We start from the raw sequence: 24,052 nt of genomic DNA on the forward strand, positions 1-24,052 counted from the left end.
TTCATTCCGGTACCCGCACCATCTTCGTCATCAAGTGTTCCACCACACCCGCCGGGTCCGCAGTGCGGCCGACATGCGTGCTCGACATCTGTACAACCGAGCTGCGCTTGGCGGTGAGGAAATGAAAGCGGGCGCGCGCGGGCAGCTTTGCGATGGGTCCGGCGCTGGCGTCGCCACGGCAGATGGCCACGATTGCATCCAGCCATGGCTGCAGCGCGTCCTGGTTCAGCGCCGGTGCGAAGGCACGCAGGCGCTCAGGATCGATTTCGATGGCCGCCTCCAGATGGCGCGCGCCAGGGCAGGAGACGATCACCCCGACGTTGATGAATTCCTCGCGTTCCACCCGCGGCACGACGCGGATGACCGCATAGTCATACGTGTGCAGCGTGGGCACGGATGGCCTCCTGCACGAACACTGCACGCACTTTCAGGCGGTGCTTGAGATAGTCGATATAGCCCTGGCGATAGGCCTGTGGGCTGTCGAACGCCGGTTCGTCCACCAGCCAGCTGTCCGGCACCAGGCCAACGATGCGCTCGATTTCGGCATCGGTCAGGCACGCAGCCAGTTCTGCGTCCACCTCGGCAATGCGGCTGGCGAACGACAGCAGCACGTGGTCGCGGATCAGCACGAACGGCTTCTCGCAGGCATCGCCGGCGCTGGCCCAGTCGTGGTGGAAGTACATGGCCGCACCGTGGTCGATCAGGTACAGCTTGCGATGCCATACCATCAGGTTGGGGTTGCGGGTGGTGCGATCGACGTTGCTGGTGAATGCATCGAACCAGACGATGCGCGAGGCCAGCTCGGCATCCACAGGCATCGCGGCCGGGTCGTAATTGATTGCACCGGGCAGATAGTCCAGGCCCAGGTTCAGGCCCTCGCTGGCGCGGATCAGCTCCTGGATTTCCGGGTCGGGCTCGGTGCGGGCGAACTCGCGGTCCAGCTCGACGAACAGGATTTCCGGAATCGGCAGGCCCAGCGTGCGTGCCATCTCGCCGGCGATCAGCTCGGCGATCAACGCCTTCGGGCCTTGGCCGGCTCCACGGAATTTCAGCACGGCCATGCCGTCGTCGTCGGTCTCGACCACGGCGGGCAGGGAGCCGCCTTCCCGTAACGGGGTGATGTAGCGGAGGGCATGTACGGTGCGCATGGACGCATTCTAGCGTCCTGCCAGGGCAGGCGTGCCGCAGCAGAGCGGGGCGCCAGCTTAATGAACGGGTACCGCGCGAACCGCTTGTTGCAGGTCGCCTGCAATCTTCACTTGTTCCTTCCGCGTGGAGTGGCAGCATTCGTTCCAACGGAGCAACGCACCCGCGTGTGACCTTCAACAGGAGGCGCTCATGCCACTACAGTGCAGCTGTCACGCTTCACCGTGTATGCAACGCAACGCGTGGTGTTGATCTTGACCTGACACGGTCCCGCCATCGGCGCAGATGGCCATCCGCCGCAGTTCCAGCCAAGTTCCAGACACCTTTCACCCATCGCACCCCCGCGTTGCCCGGTCGGGCCTGCGATCCAGCTACTTGCGCCCCGAGAGAGATTCCTGCGTTGCCGTCGACGCTGGCAGCGTGGGACCGCCGAACCCACGCTATCCCCACAGGCTTTGGAGGTGCACCGATGAACGACGAATTCAATGCCATGCTGCCCCCACTGGACGATGCCAAGGCCGAGGAAATGATCGGCAAGGTCGTGCTGGTGGGTGTCACCCGCTATGGTGGCGACGGCCAAGTGCAGGGTCTGGAGCAGTACGCGGGCACCGTGCTGCGCATCAGCGCCGACGAAGGCGTGGTGCTGGCCGACGAAGACGATGGTCATGAGCGCTACCTGCCGCCCATGCTCGACCAGTACCAGCGGGCCGAGCCAGGCGAATACCGCATGCGGAACAGTGGCATGATCGTGGTCGACCCCGATTACCTGACCGCCTGGGACCTGCACGCCCAGCAGTGACGACAGACCACGCCTGGCAGATGCCGGTCCATCGCCGGCCTCTCCGGGCGTGTCCCACTTTGCCCCATCCGGCCTCTAGCCCTTCCGGCCCATTCATCCCATCCCCTGCGGTGCTAGATTCGGGTCCATGCCCGATTCCGGGTACCCATTCACACCCAGGGGATAAGGATGCTGATCCGTCGAACCTCTCTGGCGGCGGCTGTTGCCGTTGCCACCGTCGGCCTGTTGGCCGCTGGCCCGGCCTTGGCCGACTACGCCAAGCCGCCGGAACACCTGCTCAAGGTGCTGAAGGCACCGCCACCGCCGGCGCCGAACGTGGCCCCGGGCGGCCAGCGCCTGCTGCTGACCACCGCGCAGACCTACCCCTCGATCAGCCGCGTGGCCCAGCCCTACCTGAAGCTGGCCGGCGTGCGGCTGGAGCCGAAGAACCGCAGCCGCCATGACACCCCGGGTGGCTACGGCATTCCGGCCTGCGTGGCCGACTTCACCCTGGTCGACATCGGCAGTGGCAAGGAGACCAAGGTCAACCTGCCGCAGGGCTGTGCCACCGGCGCGCTGTGGTCGGCCGATGGCAGCCATTTCGCCTTCCAGAATGCGGTCGATACCAGCGTGCAGCTGTGGGTGGGCGATGCGGCCACCGGGCAGGTGAAGCAGGTGCCGAACGTGCAGCTGAACCCGATCTTCGGCTACACCGTGCAGTGGCTGGGCGGCAGCCAGAACCTGCTGGTGAAACTGGTACCGGCCAACCAGGGCCCGGCACCTTCCAACGGCGGCGTACCGACCGGCCCGGATGCACAGGAGTCGCTGGGCAGCAGTGGCGAGAGCAGCACCTATGAGGCCCGCGACACGCTGACCAGCGTGCACGACGAAAAGCTGTTCGCTTACTACGGTGCCTCGCAGTTGGCCGTGGTAGATACCGCCGCAGGCAGCGTGCGCCCGGTCGGGCAGCCGGCACTGTTCAACGAAGTCAGCGCCGCGCCCGATGGCGTGCACGTGCTGACTGAATCGATCAAGGCACCGTATTCGCACGCGGTGACCTACCAGCGTTTCGCCAACGACGTGGCCGTGCTGGATATCAGCAGTGGCCGCAGCACGCCGATCGCCAGCCTCCCGCTGGCCGACCGCGTGCCGGTGCACGGCGTGCCGGAAGGCCCGCGCGGTTTCGACTGGCGCGCCACCGATCCGGCTACCCTGGTCTACGCCGAAGCGCTGGACAAGGGCGACTGGAAGGTCAACGTGCCGCATCGCGATCGCGTGCTGATGCTGAAGGCGCCGTTCAACGGCAAGCCGACCGAAATCACCCGCACCGCGCAGCGCTTCGAAGGCTTCGCGTGGACCGCCGATCCGGCCGTGGCCTTCCAGTACGAGAACGACGAGAATCGTCACTGGATGCAGACCCGCATCGTGGATGTGGACCAGCCGAAGAAGGAAGGCCGCCTGCTGTGGGACATGTCCAGCGATGAGCTGTACGGCAACCCTGGCAATCTGGTCTTCACCCGCCTGCCGAATGGCGCGCAGGTGGTGCGCCGTGAGGGCAACCATGTGTTCCTCAGCGGCCGCGGTGCCTCGCCGCAGGGCGACCGTCCGTTCCTCGACCGCCTGGACCTGGCCACGTTGAAGAGCGAGCGCCTGTTCCGCAGCAGTGCAGACGCCTACGAACAGTTCCTCGGTTTCAGCAACACGCCGGGCCGCTACCTGACCTGGCATCAGTCGGTGATCGATCCGCCGAATGCCTTCGTCCGCCAGCAGGGTGAGGCGGTGGCTGATGCGAAGGCCGGCGAGGCGCAGTTCGCGTCCACCGCGACCGCACTGACCAAGCTGGTCGACCCGACACCGGAAGTGCGCCAGATCAAGAAGCAGCTGGTGACCTACAAGCGCGCCGACGGCGTGGACCTGTCGTTCACCCTGTACACGCCGCCGGGCTACAAGGAAGGCCAGCGCGTGCCGGCGATCCTGTACGCCTATCCGGCCGACTTCGCCAACGCCGCGCAGGCGGGGCAGGTGTCCGGTTCGCAGCAGACCTTCACCCGCCTGCAGCCGTACCGCCTGATGCTGCTGGCCGGCTACGCGATCATCGACAACGCCTCGTTCCCGATCGTGGGCGATCCGAAGAACGCCTACGACACCTACCTGGAGCAGCTGGAAGCCGACGCCAAGGCGGCGGTGGACAAGGCCGTGGACATGGGCGTGGTTGACCGCAACCGCATCGGCGTGACCGGCCACAGCCACGGCGGCCTGATGACCGCCAACCTGATCGCGCACACCAAGCTGTTCAAGGCCGGTGTGGCGACCAGCGGTTCGTACAACAAGACCTTTACCCCGTTCGGCTTCCAGAACGAGCGTCGCTCGGTGTGGCAGGCGCAGGACGTGTACCTGAAGGCCTCGCCGTTCTTCTATGCCGACAAGATCAAGCTGCCGCTGCTGCTGGTCCACGGCGAGGACGACGCCAACCCGGGCACCGAGCCGTTCCAGTCGCGCAAGCTGTACCAGGCGATCCGCGGCAACGGCGGCACCACCCGGCTGGTGATGCTGCCGAACGAGCCCCACTGGTACACCGCGCTGGAATCGAACGAACAGTTGGTGGCGGAAATGCTGAACTGGTTCGATACCTACGTGAAGAACGCCAAGTGAAGGAACAGGAAGGCCGCCTCAGAGCGGCCTTCCTGCATTCTGTAGAGCCGAGCCCATGCTCGGCTGCCGCTCGTCGGAACCCCAGAGGCAAGGCAGCTCCATGAAGACTTGGTTGTTGGGACTGACAGCGGTGTGCGCATCGTCTGCGGCGATGGCGGCACAGCCACAGATGAGCGTCGATGTGAGATACGACTGGTACGGCTGGGGCTCGGTATCAGAGCACTGGGTGATCCGGCGCGATGCCTATGGCCTGACCACCCGCGTGCAGGTGGTGGAGACGCCCGACGGCAAGGCGCGATTGCCGGAGCTGCTGCCGTTTGGCGCCATGGCGGCGCTCGACACCGCGCTGCAGACCGCCCCGCTGACCAGGGCGGCCGCGGTGCAGCGGATCGCTTCGCGGCTGGATCGCGCCGAAATACTGTCCCTGGACCCGGGGCTGCACAGCTTGGACACGGATGCCTGTTCGTTCGCACAGCAGCGCGCGTGGGCGCGCAAGGCGCTGTCCGGACGGAGCCTGCAGTCGCGTGTCGACCGGCATTTCTCCGGGCTCTGGACCGATGATGTGCCGATGATGACGGTTGTCGTGAGCCGGCCGGGGCGTCCGGATGTGGTGCTGGTGTCGACCTCACAGAAGGTAATGATGCTGCCCTGGAAACGCCTGCCCTCGGTGGTCTTCGAGCAGCAGGACCTGGACAACGCGCAGGAGCAGTGGCACCCGGAACTGAGCGAAGCGGTGATTGCCCTGCTGCCGGAAGGGGAAGACTCACGCAGGCGTTTCCAGACTCGCTGGTTGCATGACCGGCTGCGCAGGGATCTCGCGATGGAGTCGCTGGACTGTGGCGCCAGGGGCAGGGATTCCGCCATGTGATCAATCGCACATGCCCTGCAATCAACTGTGGAGACTCGGTAACGACGTGTTACCGGCACATTCGCACGCCACGCAAATGATCTAGGCTGAACCTGATAGCTCGTTTCAGGTCACTGCGATGAAAGCCATTCTCCTTGCTGCAACGTTGTCGTTGGCCCTGGTTTCAACCGCCCATGCCCAGTCGTTTCCTGCTGAGCTGACGCAATTGGGCATCATCGCCGGCATGCCCTATGCCAAGGCCAAGCGCCTGCTGGATGCGGCAGGCTGGCAGGCGAGTCCGGCACAGGGCGCCCCCGAGTCACTTGAGGGCTTTCCCGAAGTCGGATGCCAGAAGGGCGGAAAGCAGTGCGCGACAACCTTCGAGAAGGGCGGGCAGCAGATCGCGGTGCAGCTGGGCACTACCTTGGCAGGGCAGCCGTTCGTGCAGGGCGCTGATTGAGCGTCTGCCACTCTCACGCCAGCGGTAGGCGATCCTGCGCGCGTGACAGCCGGTCATGCAGGTCACGCACATGCTCGGCCTTGGCATGCACCCGGGTGGTATCACCGAAGCTGCGCAGGTAGGCGCAGGCGGCGAAGCCGGCACTCTTCTTTTCGTAATCGGCAATCCAGGCCAACCGGTCCGGGTTGTTGGCCTGTTCGGCTGACCACGCAGCCACCGGTGGCCTGATGCGATAACGCAGACCGACGCGCCACGGCTTCGGTGTCAGTCGCGCACGGAAGCAATGCTGCAGCCGGCACATGCGCGCGTACAGGGTGTCGGTGCCCAGTGCCTTGAAGAATGACTGGAGCTGCTCGTCCTCGGGTGAGAACGTGGCATGCATCGCCAGCACGCGCAGCCCCGCCGGGGTGCGGTAGACGCGCAGATGCCAATCGGGATGCTGCTCGCTGAAGGCGTCCACGCGCTTCAGCGCAAGCCCTTCAGCACCGCCGGCAGCGGCCAGGCGCTGCTTCCGCCGCATCAGCAGTGCCGCGTTGACCAGCAGCACTGCCGCCACACCCAGTACCAGGCCCATCAGCCAATGCCAGAGCACGGTGCCGATGACGGCGCCGGCAAGCAGCACGACCGCCGCGACGATGGCCGGTATCACACATCCAGCCGGTGGCTGCGCATGGTCGATGTCGGCGAACAGCACGTCGGGGCTGTTGAGGCACAGCGCGCCATAGCTGTTGCGGGTGATGATGACATCGCCATCGCGCTGCACGATCTGCTCGCGGATCGGCACGCCATCCACACCGTAGTTGCTGCGCACTTCGCGACGCGGCAGCACCTGCCCGGCGATGATGGCGTTGAGGGCTTCATGGGCACGTGCGTCGGCGTGGGCCTGGGCGTGGGCAGGCCCCTCGTCGGACCAGCCGAAGCGGCGCACGACCATCGGCCGGCCACGGAAACGGGCCTGCAGGCGGGCTTCGGCCCAGTACGCGGGAACGATCATCATCGTGCGGTGCTCCATCATCCATGGCAGGTGCCTGAGTGAGTCTGGCACAGCCCCGAAAGGCCTGCATGTGCCCGCTGCGGTGGCCGGGGCGGAGTGGTAGATTGCGCGCTTCGCATGCACTCCACCAAGGACGGAGCGATGTCCAGTTTCCTGCGTTGCCTGCTTGCCCTGGCCTGTGCCGGGGCGGTCGGCGTGGCGTCGGCGGGAACCCCGCCGGGGCCGCAGATCCTCACCACCGATGCCAGCCGCTTCTACGCGCTCTACGACAGCACCGGCGGCAAGCCCAGCATCGCCCAGCTGGCCGGTTACCTGGCCGAAGGCAGTCCGGGCCTGGGTGAACTGGCGAAGGCGCGCCGGGTCACGCCCGAGCGTATGGCCGAGGCCATTGCCAGCCAGCCCGGGGTGTATGCGCAGGGACGCGGTTGCCTTGCAGAGCTGCCGGCGGTGAAGCAGCGCCTGGTGCAGGTGTTCGGCAACCTGCAGGCGATCTATCCGCAGGCCGCGTTTCCGCCGGTGACCATCGCGGTCGGCCGCGGCCGACCGGTCGGGTTGACCTCCAAGAGCGGGGTGATCATCGGCCTGGAAGCGCTGTGCGCAGCCGATTTCATGAATCCCAATGTGCAGGACCGCTTCGTGCACGTGATCGCGCACGAGTACGTGCACATCCAGCAGACCGGCCTGACCGACGTCGAGCCGGGCGACCCGCATGCGACGGTGCTGCGTGTTTCACTGGGCGAAGGCATCGCCGAGTTCATCGGCGAGCTGATTTCCGGCAATGTCGGCAACGGTCGCCACGCGGCCTGGACCCGTGGCCGGGAAGTACATATCGAAAGCGCCTTCGCACTGGATGTGGACAGCACCGATCTGTCGCCGTGGCTGTACAACTACAAGCCCGGTTCGCAGGAACCCTATGATCTGGGCTACTGGGTGGGCTATCGCATCGCCAAGGCCTATTACCTGCAGGCCGAGGACAAGCGTGACGCGGTGCGTGCGCTGATCCAGCAGGACAACCCGAAGGCGATCCTGGCCGCCAGTGGCTGGACGCCAGGCATGTGGATGCCGGCCAAGGTGACCGGCGTGGCGGCGCGGTCGGCGGCACGCTGAGCGCGGGGCCGCGCGCTAGACTGGCGTAGACATTCAACGGAGAGACCCCATGCGTTCCTTGTCCGCTGGCCTGGCCGCGGTTGCCCTCGGTAGCGCGATGAGCGCCCATGGGATGGCGGCCGACGTGCCCGCCATCAACCCGTTGTTGGTGGAACCTGTCGAGCGACTGCGCCCGGACGAGGTGCGCTTCATGCAGCAGCGCCTGGCCGATTGGCCGGAACTGCAGCGTTACCGCGATGCCAACGCGCGATTGCCTGCCGCCGTACCGGGGCAACCACGCGTGGTGCTCTTCGGTGACTCGATCACCGAAGGCTGGGGCAGGGAGGGCAGCGCGACGTTCTTTCCCGGCAAGGGTTGGCTCAATCGCGGGATCAGCGGCCAGACCACGGCGCAGATGCTGGTGCGTTTCCCGCAGGACGTGCTGGCACTCAAGCCGCGGGTGGTGGTGATCCTGGCTGGCACCAACGACATCGCCGGCAACACCGGCCCGTCCACGCAGGCGATGATCGAAGACAACCTGCACGCGATGGTGGACCTGGCTCGTGCACATGGCATTGCCGTGGTGCTGGCATCGGTGCTGCCGGTCAGCGATTACCCGTGGTTGCCGGGCACGGCACCTGCGCCCAAGGTGCGCGCATTGAACGCGGCATTGAAGCGCTATGCCGATGCGAAGCAGCTGGTCTATCTGGACTACTACACGCCGATGGCCAATGCCGCCGGAGGGCTGGATCCGCAGCTGGCCGACGACGGCGTGCATCCCACCGCGAAGGGCTATGCGGTGATGGCGCCGTTGGCCGAGGCGGCGGTCAAGCGCGCAATGGCGCTGGAGTAGGCACAACCCGCACTGCACAGGATCCAGCCCGCCAAGGTACAGTGGCGCCGAAGCTGGCCACGCCGCGTGGCCGCCAGGGACGATGGGGTGGGTGATGCGGAAGGGAATCCAGGGATGGCTTTGCCGCAGTGGCGCAACGATGGCCTTGCTGCTGGCCGCCGTGCCGGCGTCCAGTGCAGACACGGCGGTGCCTTCGCCGCTGACGCGTGAACCGGTGGGCGGCGTTTCGTTGGCCGAATGGACCGCCCGCTGGTGGCGCTGGGCCGACGCCCAGGGCGGCGCGCCCTATCTCGACCCGGATGGCCGTGTGTGTGATCTGGGCCAGGAAGGCCCGGTCTGGAACCTGGCCGGCACCAATGGCCGTTTCCGGCCACATCGCGAATGCGTGGTGCCGGCTGGCAAGTACCTGTTGCTGCCGATCATCAACATGGCGCACTACCAGATGGATGAGGCTGTGTCCTGCAAGGAGCTCCAGGCGGGGGCGGCGGTCAACAACGATTACCTGATCAGCGCGGTGGTGCTGCTGGACGGCCAGCCACTGGGCGACATGCGCAGGCATCGGGTCCGCAGCGAAGGCTGCTTCCGCATGGATGCCGACGACGAACACTCTCGGCTGGCCGCCGCCGACGGCTACTGGGTAATGCTCAAGCCGTTGCCGCCGGGCCGGCATACCCTGAGCGTGGGTGCCAACTACGGCGTGCCGGATGGCGGCGCATACAGCCGCATGCGGCAGTCCTTCGAGTACGTGCTGCACGTGGGAGGGCGCACCCAGGTCGTGTCGCGCGAACCGCACGCGGTGCCGGTGGCGGCCCCCTGAAGCTCAGGCGTCGTCCTGCTTCAACGCCGCATCGGCGGCCAGCAACGCTTCGGCGGCCGCACTGAGCGGCGGCGACGGCGGGGCGACCACGCCGATCGCTTCCATCATCTTCGGCATGCCCAGGAACTGGCGCGCACGCCGGTCGTAGATGCCGGTGACCAGCAGCGCGCGCGTGGCGATCTTCTGCTCGGCGCCGATCAGCACGCGCTGCTCCATGATGCCGCGCGAGCCGACCCAGCCCACCAGGCGCGTTTCCAGGGTGAAGCGCTGGAACGGCTTCAGCTCGCGGCGGAACTGGATGGTGCCGGCGCCGACGATCGGTGCCCACTTCTCGCGCAGCGCAACCCGGCCCAGGCCCATGCGCAGGATCAGGTCCAGCCGGCCCAGGTCGAAGATGTTCCAGTAGCGACCGTTGGTCATGTGCAGGTTGCTGTCCAGGTCGTTGGGCAGCACCCGGAACTGCAGCCGCGAGACCCCGAACGGCGCCTCCAGCTTCGGCCGGAACAGGCTGCACAGCAGCAGGTGGAGCAGGCGGAACCAGAGATTCATGGTTATGACGACTGTTATAGAATCGCCGGTAAGCTAATCTATGACGACTGTCCTGGCAAGGAGCCTGCCGTGAGCCCGCGCCCCTCTGATGCGCCACAACGCGTGATTGATGCTGCGGCACAGATGCTGGCGCGCGTGGGTCTCAATGCCACCAGCATCCGTGAGGTGACCAAGCTGGCCGAGGCGCCGCTGGGCTCCACCTATCACCACTTTCCCGGCGGCAAGCAGGAGTTGCTGGCGCGCGCCACCCACATGGCTGGCGACAAGGTAGAAACGCTGCTGGTGGAGCTGCTGAAGGGTGGGGCGGTGCAGGGCCTGCAGCAGTTCCTGGCGATGTGGCGTGAGCGCTTGCTGCGTTCCGGGTTCCGCGCGGGCTGTCCGGTGCTGGCCGCGGCAGTGGAAGAGCCGGTGGAGGCCGTGCCCAGCCAGGCACGTGTTGCCGCTGCCGAAGTGTTCGCGCGCTGGCAGGGGCATCTCGCCGGAGCCTTCATTGCCGAAGGCCACGAACCTGCGGCGGCGGATGGACTGGCCAGCCTGGTGATTGCCAGCGTGGAAGGCGCAGTGGCGATGTGCCGCGCACTGCAGGACATCGCCCCGTTCGACCAGGTGGCAGCGCAGTTGCTGAAGGAGGCCGCGCGTCCTTGATCCGGCTATCCGCGTGCGGAAGACGCGCAGCAGGTCATCGGAAGATCATCAGATAGCCCCAGCCGAGCACGATGGGCAGGAAGGCGGCGATGGCCGACGCGCCCAACCATCGCAGGTAGCTGCGGGAGGCGGGGGATCCCTGCCGCTTGAGGGCCCAGGCATGCGTCGGGAGCACCAGCAACGCCTGCACCGCAAAGGTGGCCACGGCGGCAAGCCATGCCACCAGGACGCCGAGGCAGCCATCGCTGATGCAGCGGCTACCAAACCACGAACCCCAACCGGCGAGGCCAATCATTGGAACGAACATCACGAGGGCGGTGGAGCGGGTGAGCTGGGAGACGTGCATGCCGTAGAGCATACTTTTTCGTAGCGGAAAGTCATGATCCAGCCGCCGGCGCGCGGGTACAAGGCCGGCGCCAGTGCGGCCTGTGGGTGATGGACCCACGGCCCCATCGCGCTGGAATCCGTCCACCACCGCCTACGCGTGCCCGGCAAGGATGTCCGCATGCAGCATCAGGTTCCCGAAGTCCCTGGCCGCGCTGCCTCCGGCCCCCGGCGGCGGAATGAAGCGCTCACGCCATTTTTCACGCAGTCCACTGAAATTGCCCGTAAACCACGGCAGCGAAGTCGTGCGTGCGCGCCAGCACCTGCAGCAGCGGGGTTGGCCACGCCTGCAGATGGCCCTGATCGTCGCCCTGACCGGTGCGGCCGGATTCCTTGCCTCGTACCTGCTGCGCCTGGCCGGCATCGACGCGATGTTGCTTCGCTACCCGATGGCCGTGTTGCTGGCCTATGGCGTGTTCCTGCTGCTGGTGTGGATCTGGATCCGCTGGCGCTGGGCAACGTACTGGAGGGACTGTCGCCGGATGTGGGCGGTGGCAGCCCATCGCCTCGCATGCAGGGCATGCAGGAACAGGGATGGTGGCGGGTATGCGTGTCGCATACGATCTGGCCGCTGCTCGGCCTGCTGCTGTTTTTCGCCGTACTGGGCTGGCTCGCGCAGGAATGCGTGCCGGGTGCGAGCCATCTGCTGCAGGTCATCCAGGGGGGGGAGTGCGGTTGGCTCCTTCATGTCGCCTGGACCCGCCCCGTTTTCAGCTGCACTGAACAGTAGGCTATGATCGCGGTCGGCCGGGATTCGTGTCCCGGCGGTGTCACCTATCGGGAGCTTGTCGTACTGCATCTGAAACAGGGGCGCTGGATGGCCGGACGCCCACTGGGACACACAACCACTGACGAGGAAGAGCGCATGGATGTCGCTGCACGCAGGAACAGGACGTTGTTTCGTTGGATCATGGTGACGCTGCTGGCGGCGTTGTTGCCGTTTGCAGCACTGGCGCAGCCCGCAGCCGGGCAGGCCGATGGCGCCGAAGCCGCCACCGCCGCGGAAGAGGCGCAGTGCCGCGCCTGTACCTATGAGCGCATTGGAACCAAGGTCGATATCGGCCTGGTGGCACTGGTGTCGCTGCTGGTGGTGGGCCTGCTGACCGCGGCGTCGCGGGAATGGGGCACTACCTCGCAGCGCTGGACCTGCCGCACGCTGGCCCTGCTGCTGGTGGGTGTCGGTCTGGCGTTGCTGTGGTGGGCTGGCAGCGTCGTCTACCTGGGCTACAACCCGTGGCAGGAAATGGCCGCCCCCGCCGATGGCTCGCTCACCTCGACACTGCTCAGTACCTCGCCGAAGTGGTTGGCGGCACTGGTGCTGATCGGCTTGGCGCCTTCCATCTGGAAGCGCAGCGAGCGCCTGCCGGCCTGGCGTATCGGCTGACACTGGAACGGCGGCGCCGGATCACACCCGGCGCCGCCTGCGGTCATCAGTCAAACCGCAAACGCACACCAGCGTAGATGCCACGGCCTTCGCCCGGCGTCGAGCGGGCAATATCCCTGCCTACGTCGTCGTAGCCCGGCGTGACCGTGGCGGTGTAGTGGCGGTTGCCGAGGTTGCGCATCTCCGCCCAGGCCTGCCAGCGGCCACCGGGTGCGTCGTAGCCGATGCGGCTGCCGAAGATCACGTGGCTGTCGGCCCAGTAGCTGTTGGCGTAGTCGACGGCGATGCGCGAGGCGTATTCGGTATTGAGCGCGGCGTACAGGCCGGATGCGTGATCGAAGCGCAGCTCGGCCTGGTAGGCGTGGCGCGGCAGGCCGGGCAGGCGGTTGCTGCCGAAACGCGCGTCGTGGCGGTAGCGGAAATCGCTGAAGGTATAGGCCTGGCGAAGCGACAGCCGGCCCGGTGCAGCCCGCCACAGCGTGCTGTCCAATCCGGCCTCGATGCCGCGGTGAACGGTGGGGCTGGCGTTGTTCTCGGCGATGAACAGGTTCGGCACCGGTTGCAGTTCAACGCTCAGCAGTTCGTGGTTCACGTGCGCGTAGTAGCCGGTCAGTTCCCAGCGGCCCAGCGCCGCGTCACCGCGCGCGCCCAGTTCCAGCGTGGTGGCGGTCTGGTTCTGCATCGGCACCGGCGCGCGCTGGCGGCCGGTAGACGGGCCATTGCCTGGCCCGAAGTACTGGTTCGAGCCCCAGATCATCGACCACGGGTGCGGCGCCTCCACCGAGCGGCTGAGGTTGCCGAACCACTGGGTCCGGGCGCTGTGCTGCCAGGTGAAGCCCAGTCGCGGCGCATGGTCCCAGTCGTGGTCGCGCAGGCGGCCACCGCTGCTCGGCCAGGTCACCTGCACATCGCGACGGGTGTTGATCAGTGCCAGCCCGGTCTGCATGCGCAGGCGGTCATTGAAGGTGAGGGTGTTGCCGACGTGCAGCGTGCTGTCGGTGCCGTGGTGCCGGAAGTCACGCGTGCGCGTGCCGGCGGCATAGCCGGTGCTGGCAAAGCGCAGCGACTCGCGCACATCGGCGTCCAGATCGTGGGTGACGCGCAGGCCGACCGTGGTTTCGCTGTCCAGGCCGAACAGCCGGTGGCGGCGGCGGTAGTCCAGCGTGGCGTTGAGGTTGGCGTAGTCCAGCTGCTGCCGGTACAGGCTCTCGTTCAAGTCCATCGGGTACTTGTGATAGACCAGCCCGGCCTGCAACGAGGAGTCTTCATCGATCTGCAGCGTGGTGACGTTGCCCACCCAGGTGCTGCCCGGCTGCGGGCGACGCGCATCGATGGCCAGGTTGGCCGCATTCGCGGCACGCGGATCGTTACGGATCTGATCGCGGGTCAGGCGACCGGGCGTTTCATGATTGGTTTCGCGGTAGCGCACGAAGAAACGCGTCTGCAGGTCGGGCGTGATCTGCCAGCCGATGTTGGCCATCGCGCCCTTGCCGTCGCCGCGCGCATGACGCTGGTAACCGTCGAATTCGGTATCGGTGTAGGCCAGGAAGTAGTCGACATCACCACTGACGCCGCCCCAGCTGATGCCGCGCTTCTGGTAGCCACGGCTGCCGGCTTCGTAGTGCAGCTGCACGCCCGCCGAATCACGACCGCTGCGGCTGACGTAGTCGATGGCACCGCCCAGCGCCAACGCACCGCGCTCGAAGCCGTTGGCGCCCCGCAGGACTTCCACGCGCGACAGCCACAGCGGTTCCAGCAGCTCGTAGGGCGTGCCGCCCGGGCCGGTCAGTGGCAGGCCGTCGATCGACACCGCAATGCCCGAGGCGTGCGCGCCCGGGCCCCGGTTGATGCCCGAGCCACGGATCGAGATCTTGGTGCCCTCATTACCCGGCGACTGCGCGCTGATACCCGGCTGGTAGGCCAACACATCGGCGCTGGTGGATAGTCGGCTGTCGGCCTTGGCCACGTCGATGACGTTGCTGGCGCCGGGGATGCGCTTCAGGGCCTCGCGCGCCTGCGCGCTGGCATCGGCGGCAGCGGTGACCTGCACGGCATCGAGGGTGGTGGCCTGCGGGGCGGCGGCGGCGGTGGAAGCCAGGGCGAGGGAAACAGCCAGGAACAGCAGCGACGGGTGAGGGCGGTACGACGGAAGCGACATGCGGGAATGCTGTAAACCACGAAAGTGGCGCGCAAGTTAACAGGTCGACAGCGCCGCGTCACCCGCCGGCGGCGTATGGCCGCCCGCCGTGTTCCTGTAGAGCCGAGCCCACGCTCGGCTAATCGCGCGCAGCGCGGGTTGTTTGCCATCGCAACGAAGAGCAGCCGAGCATGGGCTCGGCGCTACAGCAGGGTTTATGGCGAGGGTTTCGCCAGCTTCTTGGCCTTCGCGTACAGCCGATCAGCCGCTTCCCTATCGCCCAATGCCGCATGGCACTCGGCCAGGCTGTCCCACGCGTTGGCCGAATCCGGATACAGCTCGGCGTTGAGCGCGAACACTTTCAGCGCCTTGCTGGCACCAAGACTCTCGCGGATGGCATAGCCATCACCGTTGATCGCACGCTCCAGTTCGCCGGTGGGAACGCCATTGCTGTCGCGCAGCCAGCTACGCATCTGCGGTTTCGCATCGGTGCTGTCATCCAGCGCATAGCCGATCAGCCGCTCGGACAACACCGCATGCGGAAACTCCCCGGGCGCAACCACCGCCATCGTGCTCTCCACCAGCGTGCTGGACCAGACATTGCGGGCGCTGCCATTGGTCAGGTACACGAACACCCAGTAGCCGCTGGCCAGCGTGCCCTTGTAGGCCAATCGCGCACGTACACGGGTGCCACCATCGTGGCCGACCTGGGTGTAGCCGTCGCTGCGGGTGGTGTCCCAGCCGGTGGAGAAGAAGTTGCTGCCGCCACCGCTCAGCTTCTGCGGCTGCCAGAGTTTTTCCAGGGTCGCCGTGCGCACCAGCTTGCCGGTCGCCAGCGCCTGCAGGAAACGGTTCATGTCGCCCACGGTGGTCTGCAGGTCGGCATGCCCCCAGCCGTAGTTGGGCCAGGGATCTTCATTGGCCGGTTGCAACGCGCCATCCTTGCCGATGTACGGCACCGCCGCGCGCTCGACCGGCACGTTGGCGATGCCCCATGACGTGCTGGTCATCTTCAATGGCTGCAGGATGCGTTCGCGCGCGATGGCCGGGTAGGGCGTGCGGTAGTGTGCTTCCAGCAGCGCTGTCAGTACCAGGTAGTTGGCCTGGGTGTACTGCATGCGGCTGCCGGTGGCGAACTGCATCGGTGCCGCACCGGCCACCTTCAGTGCCGCGCCAAGGTCAGGCGCTACACCGGGGTAGCCCTTGCTCACCCAGCGGTTATCCACCCGGTCGTAGTACTCGCCGATGCCGGAGCTGTGGTTGAGGAAATCGCGCACACGGATCGCCCGCCATGCTGCGGGCAAGTCCGGCACATAGCGGCTGGCCGGTGCATCCAGATCCACCTTGCCGTGATCGACCAGCTGCATCACCAGCGTGCTGGTCAGCAGCTTGGCCATCGACTGCGCGGCGAAGATGGAATCGACGGTGGCGGGCGCATGGGTGGCGGGATCACGTTCACCGCTGGCGCCCTGGTACAGCACCTGGCCGTTGTGTGCGACCAGTACCGCTTGGCCGGCGATGCCGTAGCGGTCGCGGTTGGCCTGCAGCTGGGCGTCGAGCTGAGTGGAGAGGTCAGGGGTGAGGCCACGCGCCGAAGCGATCGGAACGACGAAGAGGGCGCAGAGCAATGCAGCAACAAAGGTGCGGTACATCGCGGCGATCCATCAGCGGTGATGGCGCATGTTGGTCAGCGGCGGGCACTGGGTCAAGCGGGGCGAGCACCTATGTGAATGCGTGAGTTCCCAATGACCTGTCGTAAACAGCTCTTTGCGACTGATGAGGCATCAGATGTAAGAGCGCCTCAGCCCACACCGACGTAATAGCCTTAAGTGGATTTAGACGGCTCCACCCATGCGGCGAACTTTCAGGCTCTGGCTTGAGCATCGATTCGATCGACGCCCGGCGGCATTTCACTCCAGTATCAGAGTTGTCCTGGTGCGCGCGTACAATCGAATGCCACTCCATTGATGGACAGGTGCAAGCAGTGCCAACTGCCACCAACGACGCTTTGATCAAGAGCCAACTTCTGGACGAGCTGTTGCGGGCTTCGCAAATGCTCACTTCAGAAGAGGTTGCGGTATTTGACCGCACGGTTCAGGCGCTATCAGGTCTGAAGTTTTCCGGTCGGGAGCTAGGAGTTCTCTTCTCGATGTTCGCCGATGACACTCCGCATCATGACGTCATGTGGGGCCTTCTTCATCTTGTCGAGGCAAGTGACGGCGACAGCATGGTTTCCGCGCTTGTCCAATCAGCTCCGTACATGCTTCGCGTGGCACCAGAATGGTTGGAGACTTTCATCTGCAGATTGCTTAACAGTGATCTACACAGAAATATGTTGATTGCTTACTTGAAGAGCATGGCCTCGACGAAGGGTGCAGCAGAAGTCGTCTCCTTGATCGAAGCGCTCAAGGCTGATACGTCGGACTGTATTCGAGCAAAGGCATCGGTGGTCGCTTCGGCACTGATGTAGCGGAGTGAGCGCCGACCAAGGTCGGCATCTACCAGAGCGTCCCCGCACCAGGGGGGGGGCGGGCGGCGGCCGGCGGCACGGGCAATGCTTGGGCGGTGCCGGCCAGCGGCCGGCACTACCCAGACCTCGATCAGCCGAGAATGCCCGGCAGATCCAGTCCCTTTTCCCTCGCGCAGTCGATCGCGATGCCATACCCCGCATCGGCATGGCGCATCACGCCAGTGGCCGGGTCGTTCCACAGCACGCGGCCAATCCGCTTCGCCGCCGCTTCGGTGCCATCACAGACAATCACCATGCCGGCGTGCTGCGAGAAGCCCATGCCCACGCCGCCACCGTGGTGCAGCGACACCCACGTCGCGCCGCTGGCGGTGTTGAGCAGGGCGTTCAGCAGCGGCCAGTCGGACACCGCATCGGAGCCGTCGGCCATCGCTTCGGTTTCGCGGTTCGGCGAGGCGACGCTGCCACTGTCCAGATGGTCGCGACCGATCACCACCGGCGCCTTCAGTTCGCCGTTGGCGACCATCTCGTTGAACGCCAGGCCGAGTCGATCGCGATCACCCAGGCCGACCCAGCAGATGCGCGCCGGGAGGCCCTGGAACTTGATCTTCTCGGCGGCCATGTCCAGCCAGCGGTGCAGGTGCGGGTTGTCCGGAATCAGTTCCTTCACCTTGGCATCGGTCTTGGCGATGTCTTCCGGGTCGCCACTCAGTGCCGCCCAACGGAACGGGCCGATGCCACGGCAGAACAGCGGGCGGATGTAGGCCGGCACGAACCCCGGGAAATCGAAGGCATTGGACACACCTTCTTCCAGCGCCATCTGCCGCAGGTTGTTGCCGTAGTCCACGGTGGGCACGCCCAGCGCGTGGAAGCCGAGCATGGCGCGGATGTGGTTGGCCATCGATGCACGCGCAGCCTTCTCCACTTCCTTGGGGGCGGAAGCGCGCTTCTCATCCCACTGTTCGACCGTCCAGCCCTGCGGCAGGTAGCCGTTCACCGGGTCGTGCGCGGAGGTCTGGTCGGTCAGCAGGTCCGGCTTCACGCCGCGCTTGAGCAGTTCGGCCAGCACATCGGCAACGTTGCCGAGCAGGCCCACCGACTTCGGCGTGCCGGCCTTGCACGACTCGTCGATCAGGCGCAGCGCTTCGTCCAGGTTGTCGGTCCAGGTATCCAGGTAGCCGGTGCGCAGGCGCATGTCGATGCTGCTCTTGCGGCACTCGACGGCCAGGCAGGAGGCGCCGGCCATCACGGCAGCCAGCGGCTGTGCACCACCCATGCCGCCGAGGCCACCGGTGAACAGCCACTTCCCGGTCAGGTCGCCGCCGAAATGCTGGCGCCCCATTTCCACGAAGGTCTCGTAGGTGCCCTGCACGATGCCCTGCGCACCGATGTAGATCCAGCTGCCGGCGGTCATCTGGCCGTACATGGCCAGGCCCTTCTTATCCAGCTCGTTGAAGTGGTCCCAGTTGGCCCAGCGCGGCACCAGGTTGGAATTGGCGATCAGCACGCGCGGCGCGTCGGCGTGGGTGCGGAACACGCCTACCGGCTTGCCCGACTGCACCAGCAGGGTCTGGTCGTCGTCCAGGCGCTTGAGCGTCTCGACGATGGCATCGAAGCTTTCCCAGTCGCGCGCGGCGCGGCCGATGCCGCCGTACACCACCAGTTCCTGCGGGCGCTCGGCCACGTCCGGGTGCAGGTTGTTCATCAGCATGCGCAGCGGTGCTTCGGTCAGCCAGCTCTTGGCATTGAGCGTGGTGCCGGTCGGCGCGGCGACGGTGCGGGATGGGTCGTTGCGGGTCATGCGGCGCTCCGGTTCGTAGCGAATTCAAGGCAGGCGTTGAGCACCTGCGCCAGGGTGTGGCGCAGTGGTGCGGCGAGGTCGGGGTCGAGCGGGGTGGGCCAGCTGTGTTCGTCCACCTGGTCCGGCAGGGGCTCGTGCATGTAGCCGCGGCAGGCAAGTTCCATCTGCAGGCTATGCACGCCGCCCGGGATGTTGCTGTAGTGGCGGGTGATCCAGCCGCCCTTGAAGCGGCCGTTGCGCACCTGGCTCATGCCACTGAGCGCCAGCAGGTTCTCCACCACATCGCTCAAGGCGTTGTCGCAGGAGGTGTCCGGTGCACCGGAGGGGCCGGCGGTACCCAGGTTGAACTGCGGCAGCTCGCCTTCGAACAGGTGCGGGATGTGTGAGCGGATCGAGTGCGCGTCGTACACCACCACGGTAGCGTGGCGTGCGCGCAGGCGCGTGATCTGCGCCGCCAGCGCATCGTGGTAAGGCAGGAAATACGTGTCGCGGCGACGGGCGATTTCCGCTTCGTCCGGTTCGCGCCCGGCGTGGTACAGCGGCTGGTTGTCGAAGGTGGTCAGCGGGCACAGGCCGGTGGTGTTCTGGCCCGGGTACAGCGACACGCCGCTGGGATCGCGGTTGAGGTCGATCACCGAACGCGAGATCGCCGAGCGCACCGTGGTCGCGCCCATGCCACGCACGAAGTCGTACAGTTCGTGTACCCACCAGTCTGTGTCGCGGCGGGCCAGCCACGGTGAGTGGTAGTCGCCGATCAGGTCGTGCGGCAGCTCGCTGCCGGTATGCGGAAAGCTGACGATGAGGGGGGCGTCGCCTTCGTGCACCGTCAGCCATTCGGGATGGGTATTCATGCCTGCGGTTCCACGGTTGGCAGCAGGTCGGTCAGGCCCTGCGCCAGCGCGCCACTGCGCACCAGATTCGTGGCGGTCACCATGTCCGGATGGAAGTAGCGGTCTTCTTCCAGCGTCGGCACCTGCGCACGCAGGGTGGCGCGCACGGTTTCCAGCGCGGCGCTGGAGCGCAGCGGGGCGTGGAAGTCGCAACCCTGCGCAGCGGCCAGCAGCTCGATGCCGATCACGTTGGCGGCGTTCTCGGCCATCTGCATCAGCCGGCGTGCGCCATGCGCGGCCATCGACACATGGTCTTCCTGGTTGGCCGAGGTCGGGATCGAGTCAACGCTGGCCGGGTAGGCGCGCTGCTTGTTTTCCGAGACCAGTGCAGCAGCAGTCACCTGCGGAATCATGAAACCGGAATTCAAACCGGGACGCGGGGTCAGGAAGGCGGGCAGGCCGGACAGCGCCGGATCGACCAGCATCGCCAGGCGGCGCTCGCTGATCGAACCGATCTCGCACACCGCCATCGCCAGCATGTCGGCGGCAAAGGCCACCGGCTCTGCGTGGAAGTTGCCACCGGACAGCGCTTCGCCGGTATCGGTGAACACCAGCGGATTGTCGGACACGCCGTTGGCTTCGATTTCCAGCGTGGTCGCGGCCTGGCGCAGGATGTCCAGCGCCGCGCCCATCACCTGCGGCTGGCAGCGCAGGCAGTAGGGGTCCTGCACGCGCACGTCGTTGTCACGGTGTGATTCGCGGATGTCCGAGCCCTGCATCAGCGTGCGCAGGGTGGCGGCGGTGGCGATCTGCCCGCGCTGGCCGCGGATCGCGTGGATGCGGGGGTCGAAGGGCGTGTCCGAACCCTTGGCCGCTTCCACCGACAGCGCGCCGGTGACCAGTGCGGCCTGGAACACGGTCTCGATCTCGAACAGGCCGGCCAACGCATAGGCGGTGGAGAACTGGGTGCCGTTGAGCAGCGCCAGGCCTTCCTTCGCGCCCAGTTCGATCGGCTGCAGGCCGGCACGTGCCAGTGCGTCGGCTGCCGGTAGACGCTCGTCACCGATGAAGGCTTCGCCTACGCCCAGCATCACGCTGGCCAGGTGCGAGAGCGGCGCCAGGTCACCCGAGGCACCCACCGAGCCCTGCGCGGGCACCACCGGCAGCACGCCCTTGACCAGCATCGCTTCCAGCAGCAGCAGGGTTTCCTCGCGAATGCCCGAAGCACCCTGCGCCAGGCTGACCAGCTTCAGCGCCATCATCAGGCGCACCACGCTGGCCGGCACCGGCTCGCCCACGCCGGCGGCATGCGAGAGCACGATGTTCCGCTGCAGGGTGGCCAGGTCTTCGCGCTCGATGCGCACGCTGGCCAGCTTGCCGAAGCCGGTGTTGATGCCATACACCGGCGCGCCCTTGGCGACGATGGCGGCCACCGCCGCCGCACTGGCGCGCACCACCGGCAGCGCGGCCGGGTCCAGTGCGAGCGGCGCACCGCGATAGACCTGCCGCCACTGGGCGAGAGTGACATGGCCGGGGCGAAGAACCAGGGTGTTGCTCATGTGTTGCTCCAGGAGGCAGGCAGGTCGGGCTGTCCGCGCACCACGCGCGCGTGCAGCGGGTTGAATCCAATGCGATAGACCAGGTCGGCGGGGGCATCGATGTCCCAGATCGCCAGGTCGCAGTCCATGCCCACCGCCAGGCGGCCGATGCGCTCGCCATGGCCCAGTGCGCGCGCCGCTTCACGGGTGAAGCCGGCGATGCACTCGTCCACGGTCAGGCGGAACAGGGTGGCGCCCATGTTCATCGCCAGCAGCGGGCTGGTCAGCGGCGAAGTGCCCGGGTTGCTGTCGGTGGCCAGCGCCAGCGGTACGCCGGCCGCACGCAGCGCGGCGATCGGCGGCAGGGTGGTATCGCGGGTGAAATAGAAGGCGCCGGGCAGCAGCACGGCGACGGTACCGGCAGCGGCCATCGCGGCGATGCCGGCGTCGTCCAGATGTTCGATATGGTCGGCCGACAGTGCCCCGAAGCGGGCCGCCAGTTCGGCGCCATGCTGGTTGCTCAGCTGCTCGGCGTGGATCTTCACCGACAGCCCGTTGGCGCGCGCCGCCTCAAAGACCTGGCGCGCCTGCGCCGGCGAGAAGGCGATGTTCTCGCAGAACACATCCACCGCTTCGGCCAGGCCTTCGGCGGCGATGGCCGGAATCATCACCTCGCACACTTCGTCGGTGTACTCCTGTGCTTCGCGGCCTGGCGGAACCGCGTGCGCGCCGAGGAAGGTGGTCACCACGTTGACCCGGCATTCCTCGCCCAGCGCACGCGCCACCTGCAGCTGCTTGCGCTCGTCGGGCAGGGTCAGGCCGTAGCCGGACTTGATCTCGAGGGTGGTCACGCCCTCGGCGCGCATCGCCAGCAGGCGTGGCCGGCTTTCGCGGGCCAGCTGTTCCGGCGTGGCGGCACGGGTGGCGCGCACGGTGGAAACGATGCCGCCGCCGGCACGGGCGATCTCGGCATAGCTGACGCCCTGCAGGCGCTGCTCGAACTCGTTGGCGCGGTTGCCGGCGTAGACCAGGTGGGTATGGCAGTCGATCAGGCCGGGCGAAATCCAACGGCCTTCGCCGTCGATGCGGGTGGTCGGCTGCAGGTGGGCATCGCTGCCGGCCGCGCCGACATGGACGATGCGGCCGTCGGCGCAGGCCAGGACGCCATCGCGGATGACACCCAGCCCTTCGCCATCAAGGGTGATCAGGTGGACGTTGGACCAGAGGGTATCGACGTGCATGGCATCCACAACGCGGCTGTGCTTATATGTCTATACAATATAGGCGTCCATTTCGGGTTGTCCAGCCATGTCCGATTCGCGTTCCCCGCACAGTTTCCATGCCGCCCACGCCCTGCTGGCCGAGGGTTGGGTCCGCGATGTCCGCCTGCAGGTGCAGGACGGTCGCATCGCGGCCATCAGCACGGGGCAGGGCGCGCAGGCGGGCGACACCCGGGTCGGCATCCTGGTGCCGGGCCTGCCCAACCTGCACAGCCATGCCTTCCAGCGCGGCATGGCCGGGCTGACCGAGATCGGCGGCGGCGACGGTGACAGCTTCTGGAGCTGGCGCGAGCTGATGTACCGTTTCCTGGCCCACCTGCGCCCAGACGCGGTGCAGGCCATTGCCGCCCAGGCCTATATGGAAATGCTGGAAAGTGGCTTCACCCGCGTCGGCGAGTTCCATTACCTGCACCACGATGCCGACGGCCGGCCGTATACCAACCGCGCCGAGATGAGTGCGCGGATCGCCGCCGCCGCCGACCAGACCGGCATTGGCTTGACCCTGCTGCCGGTGTTCTATGCACATGCCGATTTCGGCGGGGCGGCGCCGAATCCAGCGCAGCGGCGCCTGATCCACGACGTGGACGGCTTCGCGCAGCTGCTGGAGGCCGCCAAGCCGGCCTTGGCCGCGCTGCCCGACGCGGTGCTCGGCATCGCACCGCACAGCCTGCGTGCGGTCACCGGCGAGGAACTGAGTGCGTTGCTGCCGCTGACCGACGGCCCGGTGCACATCCACATCGCCGAGCAGGTGCGCGAAGTGGAGGCCTGCCTGGCCTGGAGCGGCCAGCGCCCGGTGCAGTGGCTGTACAACCATGCGCCGGTGGATGCGCGCTGGTGCCTGGTGCATGCCACCCACATCACCGATGACGAGCGCGCGGCCATTGTGGCCAGCCAAGCCGTGGCCGGCCTGTGCCCGATCACCGAGGCCAACCTGGGCGACGGCCTGTTCCCGATGCAGGCGTTCGCGCGCGAGGGCGGGCGCTTCGGCGTCGGTTCCGATTCCAATGTGCTGATCGACGCGGCCGAAGAACTGCGCCTGCTCGAATACGGCCAGCGTCTGACCCTGCGCGGTCGCAACGTACTGGCCCCGGATGCCACCCGCAGCACCGGCCGCTTCCTGTTCGAAGGCGCACTGCACGGTGGCGCACAGGCGCTGGGCGTGGCCGCCGGCCTGCAGGTCGGCGCCAGTGCCGACCTGGTTGAACTGGACGCCGCACACCCGGCGCTGCAGGCGCGACAGGATGACGCATGGCTTGACAGCTGGGTGTTCGCCGCACGTAATGGCGCGCTGCGATCGGTCTGGCGCCATGGCCGCCAGTGCGTGGCCGAGGGCCGCCACCTGCAGCGCGAGGCGATCACCAGCGCCTTCGCTGCCGCCCTGCGCGGCGTGCTGGGCTGATCGCC

22 protein-coding genes and 1 pseudogene are annotated in these 24,052 nt (G+C 66.8%); 12 read left to right on the forward strand and 11 right to left on the reverse strand.

From position 1 onward, the window contains the following. Position 1: 1 nt before the first annotated feature. Together AC5P7A_RS02600 and AC5P7A_RS02605 are read right to left on the reverse strand one after the other, a co-directional pair. A complete protein-coding gene (locus AC5P7A_RS02600) occupies positions 2 to 394 on the reverse strand; it encodes a DUF3037 domain-containing protein (RefSeq protein ID WP_495219857.1) in 393 nt (130 codons plus the stop codon). Next, on the reverse strand, positions 372 to 1,148 hold the full coding sequence (locus tag AC5P7A_RS02605) for a HipA family kinase (protein ID WP_046431494.1): 777 nt from the start codon (positions 1,146 to 1,148) through the stop codon (positions 372 to 374). The genes AC5P7A_RS02600 and AC5P7A_RS02605 overlap by 23 nt, the downstream gene beginning before the upstream one ends. A gap of 467 nt (positions 1,149 to 1,615) precedes the next feature. Between AC5P7A_RS02605 and AC5P7A_RS02610 the strand changes: the two genes are divergently transcribed. From AC5P7A_RS02610 to AC5P7A_RS02625, 4 genes are all read left to right on the forward strand, one after another. Further along, positions 1,616 to 1,945: a hypothetical protein gene (locus AC5P7A_RS02610; protein ID WP_014647641.1), complete on the forward strand. Its 330-nt coding sequence runs from the start codon at positions 1,616 to 1,618 to the stop codon at positions 1,943 to 1,945. A 168-nt stretch (positions 1,946 to 2,113) separates the two neighbouring features. Beyond that, positions 2,114 to 4,576 carry a S9 family peptidase gene (locus AC5P7A_RS02615; protein WP_111207043.1) on the forward strand — a complete coding sequence of 821 codons (2,463 nt, stop codon included), beginning with the start codon at positions 2,114 to 2,116 and terminating at the stop codon, positions 4,574 to 4,576. Positions 4,577 to 4,745: 169 nt separating this feature from the next. Further along, positions 4,746 to 5,444 carry a hypothetical protein gene (locus AC5P7A_RS02620; protein WP_235319615.1) on the forward strand — a complete coding sequence of 233 codons (699 nt, stop codon included), beginning with the start codon at positions 4,746 to 4,748 and terminating at the stop codon, positions 5,442 to 5,444. Between the two features lie 118 nt (positions 5,445 to 5,562). Continuing rightward, entirely contained in the window at positions 5,563 to 5,883 is a 321-nt protein-coding gene (locus AC5P7A_RS02625; RefSeq protein ID WP_126411130.1) for a hypothetical protein, read from the forward strand. Positions 5,884 to 5,896: 13 nt separating this feature from the next. Here AC5P7A_RS02625 and AC5P7A_RS02630 read toward each other — a convergent pair whose 3' ends face one another. After that, on the reverse strand, positions 5,897 to 6,880 hold the full coding sequence (locus AC5P7A_RS02630) for a hypothetical protein (RefSeq protein ID WP_495219858.1): 984 nt from the start codon (positions 6,878 to 6,880) through the stop codon (positions 5,897 to 5,899). A gap of 138 nt (positions 6,881 to 7,018) precedes the next feature. On the opposite strand from AC5P7A_RS02630, the gene AC5P7A_RS02635 reads away from it, so the two are divergent. The 3 genes from AC5P7A_RS02635 to AC5P7A_RS02645 all read left to right on the forward strand — a co-directional run bounded on the left by AC5P7A_RS02635 (position 7,019) and on the right by AC5P7A_RS02645 (position 9,633). After that, positions 7,019 to 7,984 (forward strand): DUF2268 domain-containing putative Zn-dependent protease, encoded by a 966-nt coding sequence (locus tag AC5P7A_RS02635; protein ID WP_049442474.1) that lies wholly within the window; start codon positions 7,019 to 7,021, stop codon positions 7,982 to 7,984. Between the two features lie 49 nt (positions 7,985 to 8,033). Next, entirely contained in the window at positions 8,034 to 8,816 is a 783-nt protein-coding gene (locus AC5P7A_RS02640; protein WP_049442475.1) for an SGNH/GDSL hydrolase family protein, read from the forward strand. A 139-nt stretch (positions 8,817 to 8,955) separates the two neighbouring features. Further along, positions 8,956 to 9,633 (forward strand): hypothetical protein, encoded by a 678-nt coding sequence (locus AC5P7A_RS02645; protein WP_495219859.1) that lies wholly within the window; start codon positions 8,956 to 8,958, stop codon positions 9,631 to 9,633. 3 nt (positions 9,634 to 9,636) lie between these two features. Here AC5P7A_RS02645 and AC5P7A_RS02650 read toward each other — a convergent pair whose 3' ends face one another. Then, a complete protein-coding gene (locus AC5P7A_RS02650; RefSeq protein WP_012511531.1) occupies positions 9,637 to 10,182 on the reverse strand; it encodes a thioesterase family protein in 546 nt (181 codons plus the stop codon). Between the two features lie 69 nt (positions 10,183 to 10,251). Between AC5P7A_RS02650 and AC5P7A_RS02655 the strand changes: the two genes are divergently transcribed. Continuing rightward, positions 10,252 to 10,827, forward strand: a complete 576-nt coding sequence (locus AC5P7A_RS02655) for a TetR/AcrR family transcriptional regulator (protein ID WP_495219860.1) — start codon at positions 10,252 to 10,254, stop codon at positions 10,825 to 10,827. Between the two features lie 34 nt (positions 10,828 to 10,861). On the opposite strand, the gene AC5P7A_RS02660 is transcribed toward AC5P7A_RS02655, so the two are convergent. Continuing rightward, positions 10,862 to 11,185: a hypothetical protein gene (locus AC5P7A_RS02660; RefSeq protein ID WP_075076612.1), complete on the reverse strand. Its 324-nt coding sequence runs from the start codon at positions 11,183 to 11,185 to the stop codon at positions 10,862 to 10,864. A 205-nt stretch (positions 11,186 to 11,390) separates the two neighbouring features. Here AC5P7A_RS02660 and AC5P7A_RS02665 point away from each other — a divergent pair. Together AC5P7A_RS02665 and AC5P7A_RS02670 are read left to right on the forward strand one after the other, a co-directional pair. Beyond that, positions 11,391 to 11,872 (forward strand): annotated as a pseudogene (locus AC5P7A_RS02665) (hypothetical protein); the annotation flags it as partial. 204 nt (positions 11,873 to 12,076) lie between these two features. Continuing rightward, entirely contained in the window at positions 12,077 to 12,595 is a 519-nt protein-coding gene (locus AC5P7A_RS02670; RefSeq protein WP_014647630.1) for a hypothetical protein, read from the forward strand. A gap of 46 nt (positions 12,596 to 12,641) precedes the next feature. Here AC5P7A_RS02670 and AC5P7A_RS02675 read toward each other — a convergent pair whose 3' ends face one another. Both AC5P7A_RS02675 and AC5P7A_RS02680 read right to left on the reverse strand, forming a co-directional pair. Further along, positions 12,642 to 14,753: a TonB-dependent receptor family protein gene (locus AC5P7A_RS02675; protein ID WP_495219861.1), complete on the reverse strand. Its 2,112-nt coding sequence runs from the start codon at positions 14,751 to 14,753 to the stop codon at positions 12,642 to 12,644. A gap of 194 nt (positions 14,754 to 14,947) precedes the next feature. After that, positions 14,948 to 16,384 (reverse strand): serine hydrolase, encoded by a 1,437-nt coding sequence (locus AC5P7A_RS02680; RefSeq protein WP_262224706.1) that lies wholly within the window; start codon positions 16,382 to 16,384, stop codon positions 14,948 to 14,950. Positions 16,385 to 16,608: 224 nt separating this feature from the next. Here AC5P7A_RS02680 and AC5P7A_RS02685 point away from each other — a divergent pair, with 224 nt between their 5' ends. After that, the gene (locus AC5P7A_RS02685; RefSeq protein WP_141098640.1) at positions 16,609 to 17,202 is read left to right on the forward strand and encodes an Imm30 family immunity protein; all 594 of its coding nucleotides are present in this window, start codon (positions 16,609 to 16,611) and stop codon (positions 17,200 to 17,202) included. 130 nt (positions 17,203 to 17,332) lie between these two features. Here the strand turns inward: AC5P7A_RS02685 and hutU are convergent, their stop codons facing one another. From hutU to hutI, 4 genes are read right to left on the reverse strand one after another with little or no spacing between them, the layout of a single operon-like run. Then, positions 17,333 to 19,000 carry a urocanate hydratase gene (gene hutU, locus AC5P7A_RS02690; protein ID WP_262224705.1) on the reverse strand — a complete coding sequence of 556 codons (1,668 nt, stop codon included), beginning with the start codon at positions 18,998 to 19,000 and terminating at the stop codon, positions 17,333 to 17,335. Further along, positions 18,997 to 19,851, reverse strand: coding sequence for an N-formylglutamate deformylase (gene hutG, locus AC5P7A_RS02695; protein WP_049442479.1), 855 nt, complete (start codon positions 19,849 to 19,851; stop codon positions 18,997 to 18,999). The genes hutU and hutG overlap by 4 nt, the downstream gene beginning before the upstream one ends. Further along, on the reverse strand, positions 19,848 to 21,389 hold the full coding sequence (gene hutH / locus AC5P7A_RS02700) for a histidine ammonia-lyase (RefSeq protein WP_495219862.1): 1,542 nt from the start codon (positions 21,387 to 21,389) through the stop codon (positions 19,848 to 19,850). Before hutH ends, hutG begins: the two co-directional genes overlap by 4 nt. Beyond that, positions 21,386 to 22,609, reverse strand: a complete 1,224-nt coding sequence (gene hutI / locus AC5P7A_RS02705; protein WP_046431452.1) for an imidazolonepropionase — start codon at positions 22,607 to 22,609, stop codon at positions 21,386 to 21,388. Before hutI ends, hutH begins: the two co-directional genes overlap by 4 nt. Positions 22,610 to 22,676: 67 nt before the next feature. On the opposite strand from hutI, the gene AC5P7A_RS02710 reads away from it, so the two are divergent. Then, positions 22,677 to 24,047, forward strand: coding sequence for a formimidoylglutamate deiminase (locus AC5P7A_RS02710; RefSeq protein ID WP_049442480.1), 1,371 nt, complete (start codon positions 22,677 to 22,679; stop codon positions 24,045 to 24,047). Positions 24,048 to 24,052: the final 5 nt, after the last annotated feature.

It is taken from the genome of Stenotrophomonas sp. YJH_SMC_65 (genome assembly GCF_059369475.1).

Bases quoted from the DNA above. Each gene is read 5' to 3' on its own strand.
- AC5P7A_RS02605 (WP_046431494.1), bottom strand. From the start codon at position 1,148: ATGCGCACCGTACATGCCCTCCGCTACATCACCCCGTTACGGGAAGGC.
- AC5P7A_RS02610 (WP_014647641.1), top strand. From the start codon at position 1,616: ATGAACGACGAATTCAATGCCATGCTGCCCCCACTGGACGATGCCAAG.
- AC5P7A_RS02615 (WP_111207043.1), top strand. From the start codon at position 2,114: ATGCTGATCCGTCGAACCTCTCTGGCGGCGGCTGTTGCCGTTGCCACC.
- AC5P7A_RS02620 (WP_235319615.1), top strand. From the start codon at position 4,746: ATGAGCGTCGATGTGAGATACGACTGGTACGGCTGGGGCTCGGTATCA.
- AC5P7A_RS02625 (WP_126411130.1), top strand. From the start codon at position 5,563: ATGAAAGCCATTCTCCTTGCTGCAACGTTGTCGTTGGCCCTGGTTTCA.
- AC5P7A_RS02630 (WP_495219858.1), bottom strand. From the start codon at position 6,880: ATGATGATCGTTCCCGCGTACTGGGCCGAAGCCCGCCTGCAGGCCCGT.
- AC5P7A_RS02635 (WP_049442474.1), top strand. From the start codon at position 7,019: ATGTCCAGTTTCCTGCGTTGCCTGCTTGCCCTGGCCTGTGCCGGGGCG.
- AC5P7A_RS02640 (WP_049442475.1), top strand. From the start codon at position 8,034: ATGCGTTCCTTGTCCGCTGGCCTGGCCGCGGTTGCCCTCGGTAGCGCG.
- AC5P7A_RS02645 (WP_495219859.1), top strand. From the start codon at position 8,956: ATGGCCTTGCTGCTGGCCGCCGTGCCGGCGTCCAGTGCAGACACGGCG.
- AC5P7A_RS02650 (WP_012511531.1), bottom strand. From the start codon at position 10,182: ATGAATCTCTGGTTCCGCCTGCTCCACCTGCTGCTGTGCAGCCTGTTC.
- AC5P7A_RS02660 (WP_075076612.1), bottom strand. From the start codon at position 11,185: ATGCTCTACGGCATGCACGTCTCCCAGCTCACCCGCTCCACCGCCCTC.
- AC5P7A_RS02670 (WP_014647630.1), top strand. From the start codon at position 12,077: ATGGATGTCGCTGCACGCAGGAACAGGACGTTGTTTCGTTGGATCATG.
- AC5P7A_RS02675 (WP_495219861.1), bottom strand. From the start codon at position 14,753: ATGTCGCTTCCGTCGTACCGCCCTCACCCGTCGCTGCTGTTCCTGGCT.
- AC5P7A_RS02680 (WP_262224706.1), bottom strand. From the start codon at position 16,384: ATGTACCGCACCTTTGTTGCTGCATTGCTCTGCGCCCTCTTCGTCGTT.
- hutU (WP_262224705.1), bottom strand. From the start codon at position 19,000: ATGACCCGCAACGACCCATCCCGCACCGTCGCCGCGCCGACCGGCACC.
- hutG (WP_049442479.1), bottom strand. From the start codon at position 19,851: ATGAATACCCATCCCGAATGGCTGACGGTGCACGAAGGCGACGCCCCC.
- hutH (WP_495219862.1), bottom strand. From the start codon at position 21,389: ATGAGCAACACCCTGGTTCTTCGCCCCGGCCATGTCACTCTCGCCCAG.
- hutI (WP_046431452.1), bottom strand. From the start codon at position 22,609: ATGCACGTCGATACCCTCTGGTCCAACGTCCACCTGATCACCCTTGAT.
- AC5P7A_RS02710 (WP_049442480.1), top strand. From the start codon at position 22,677: ATGTCCGATTCGCGTTCCCCGCACAGTTTCCATGCCGCCCACGCCCTG.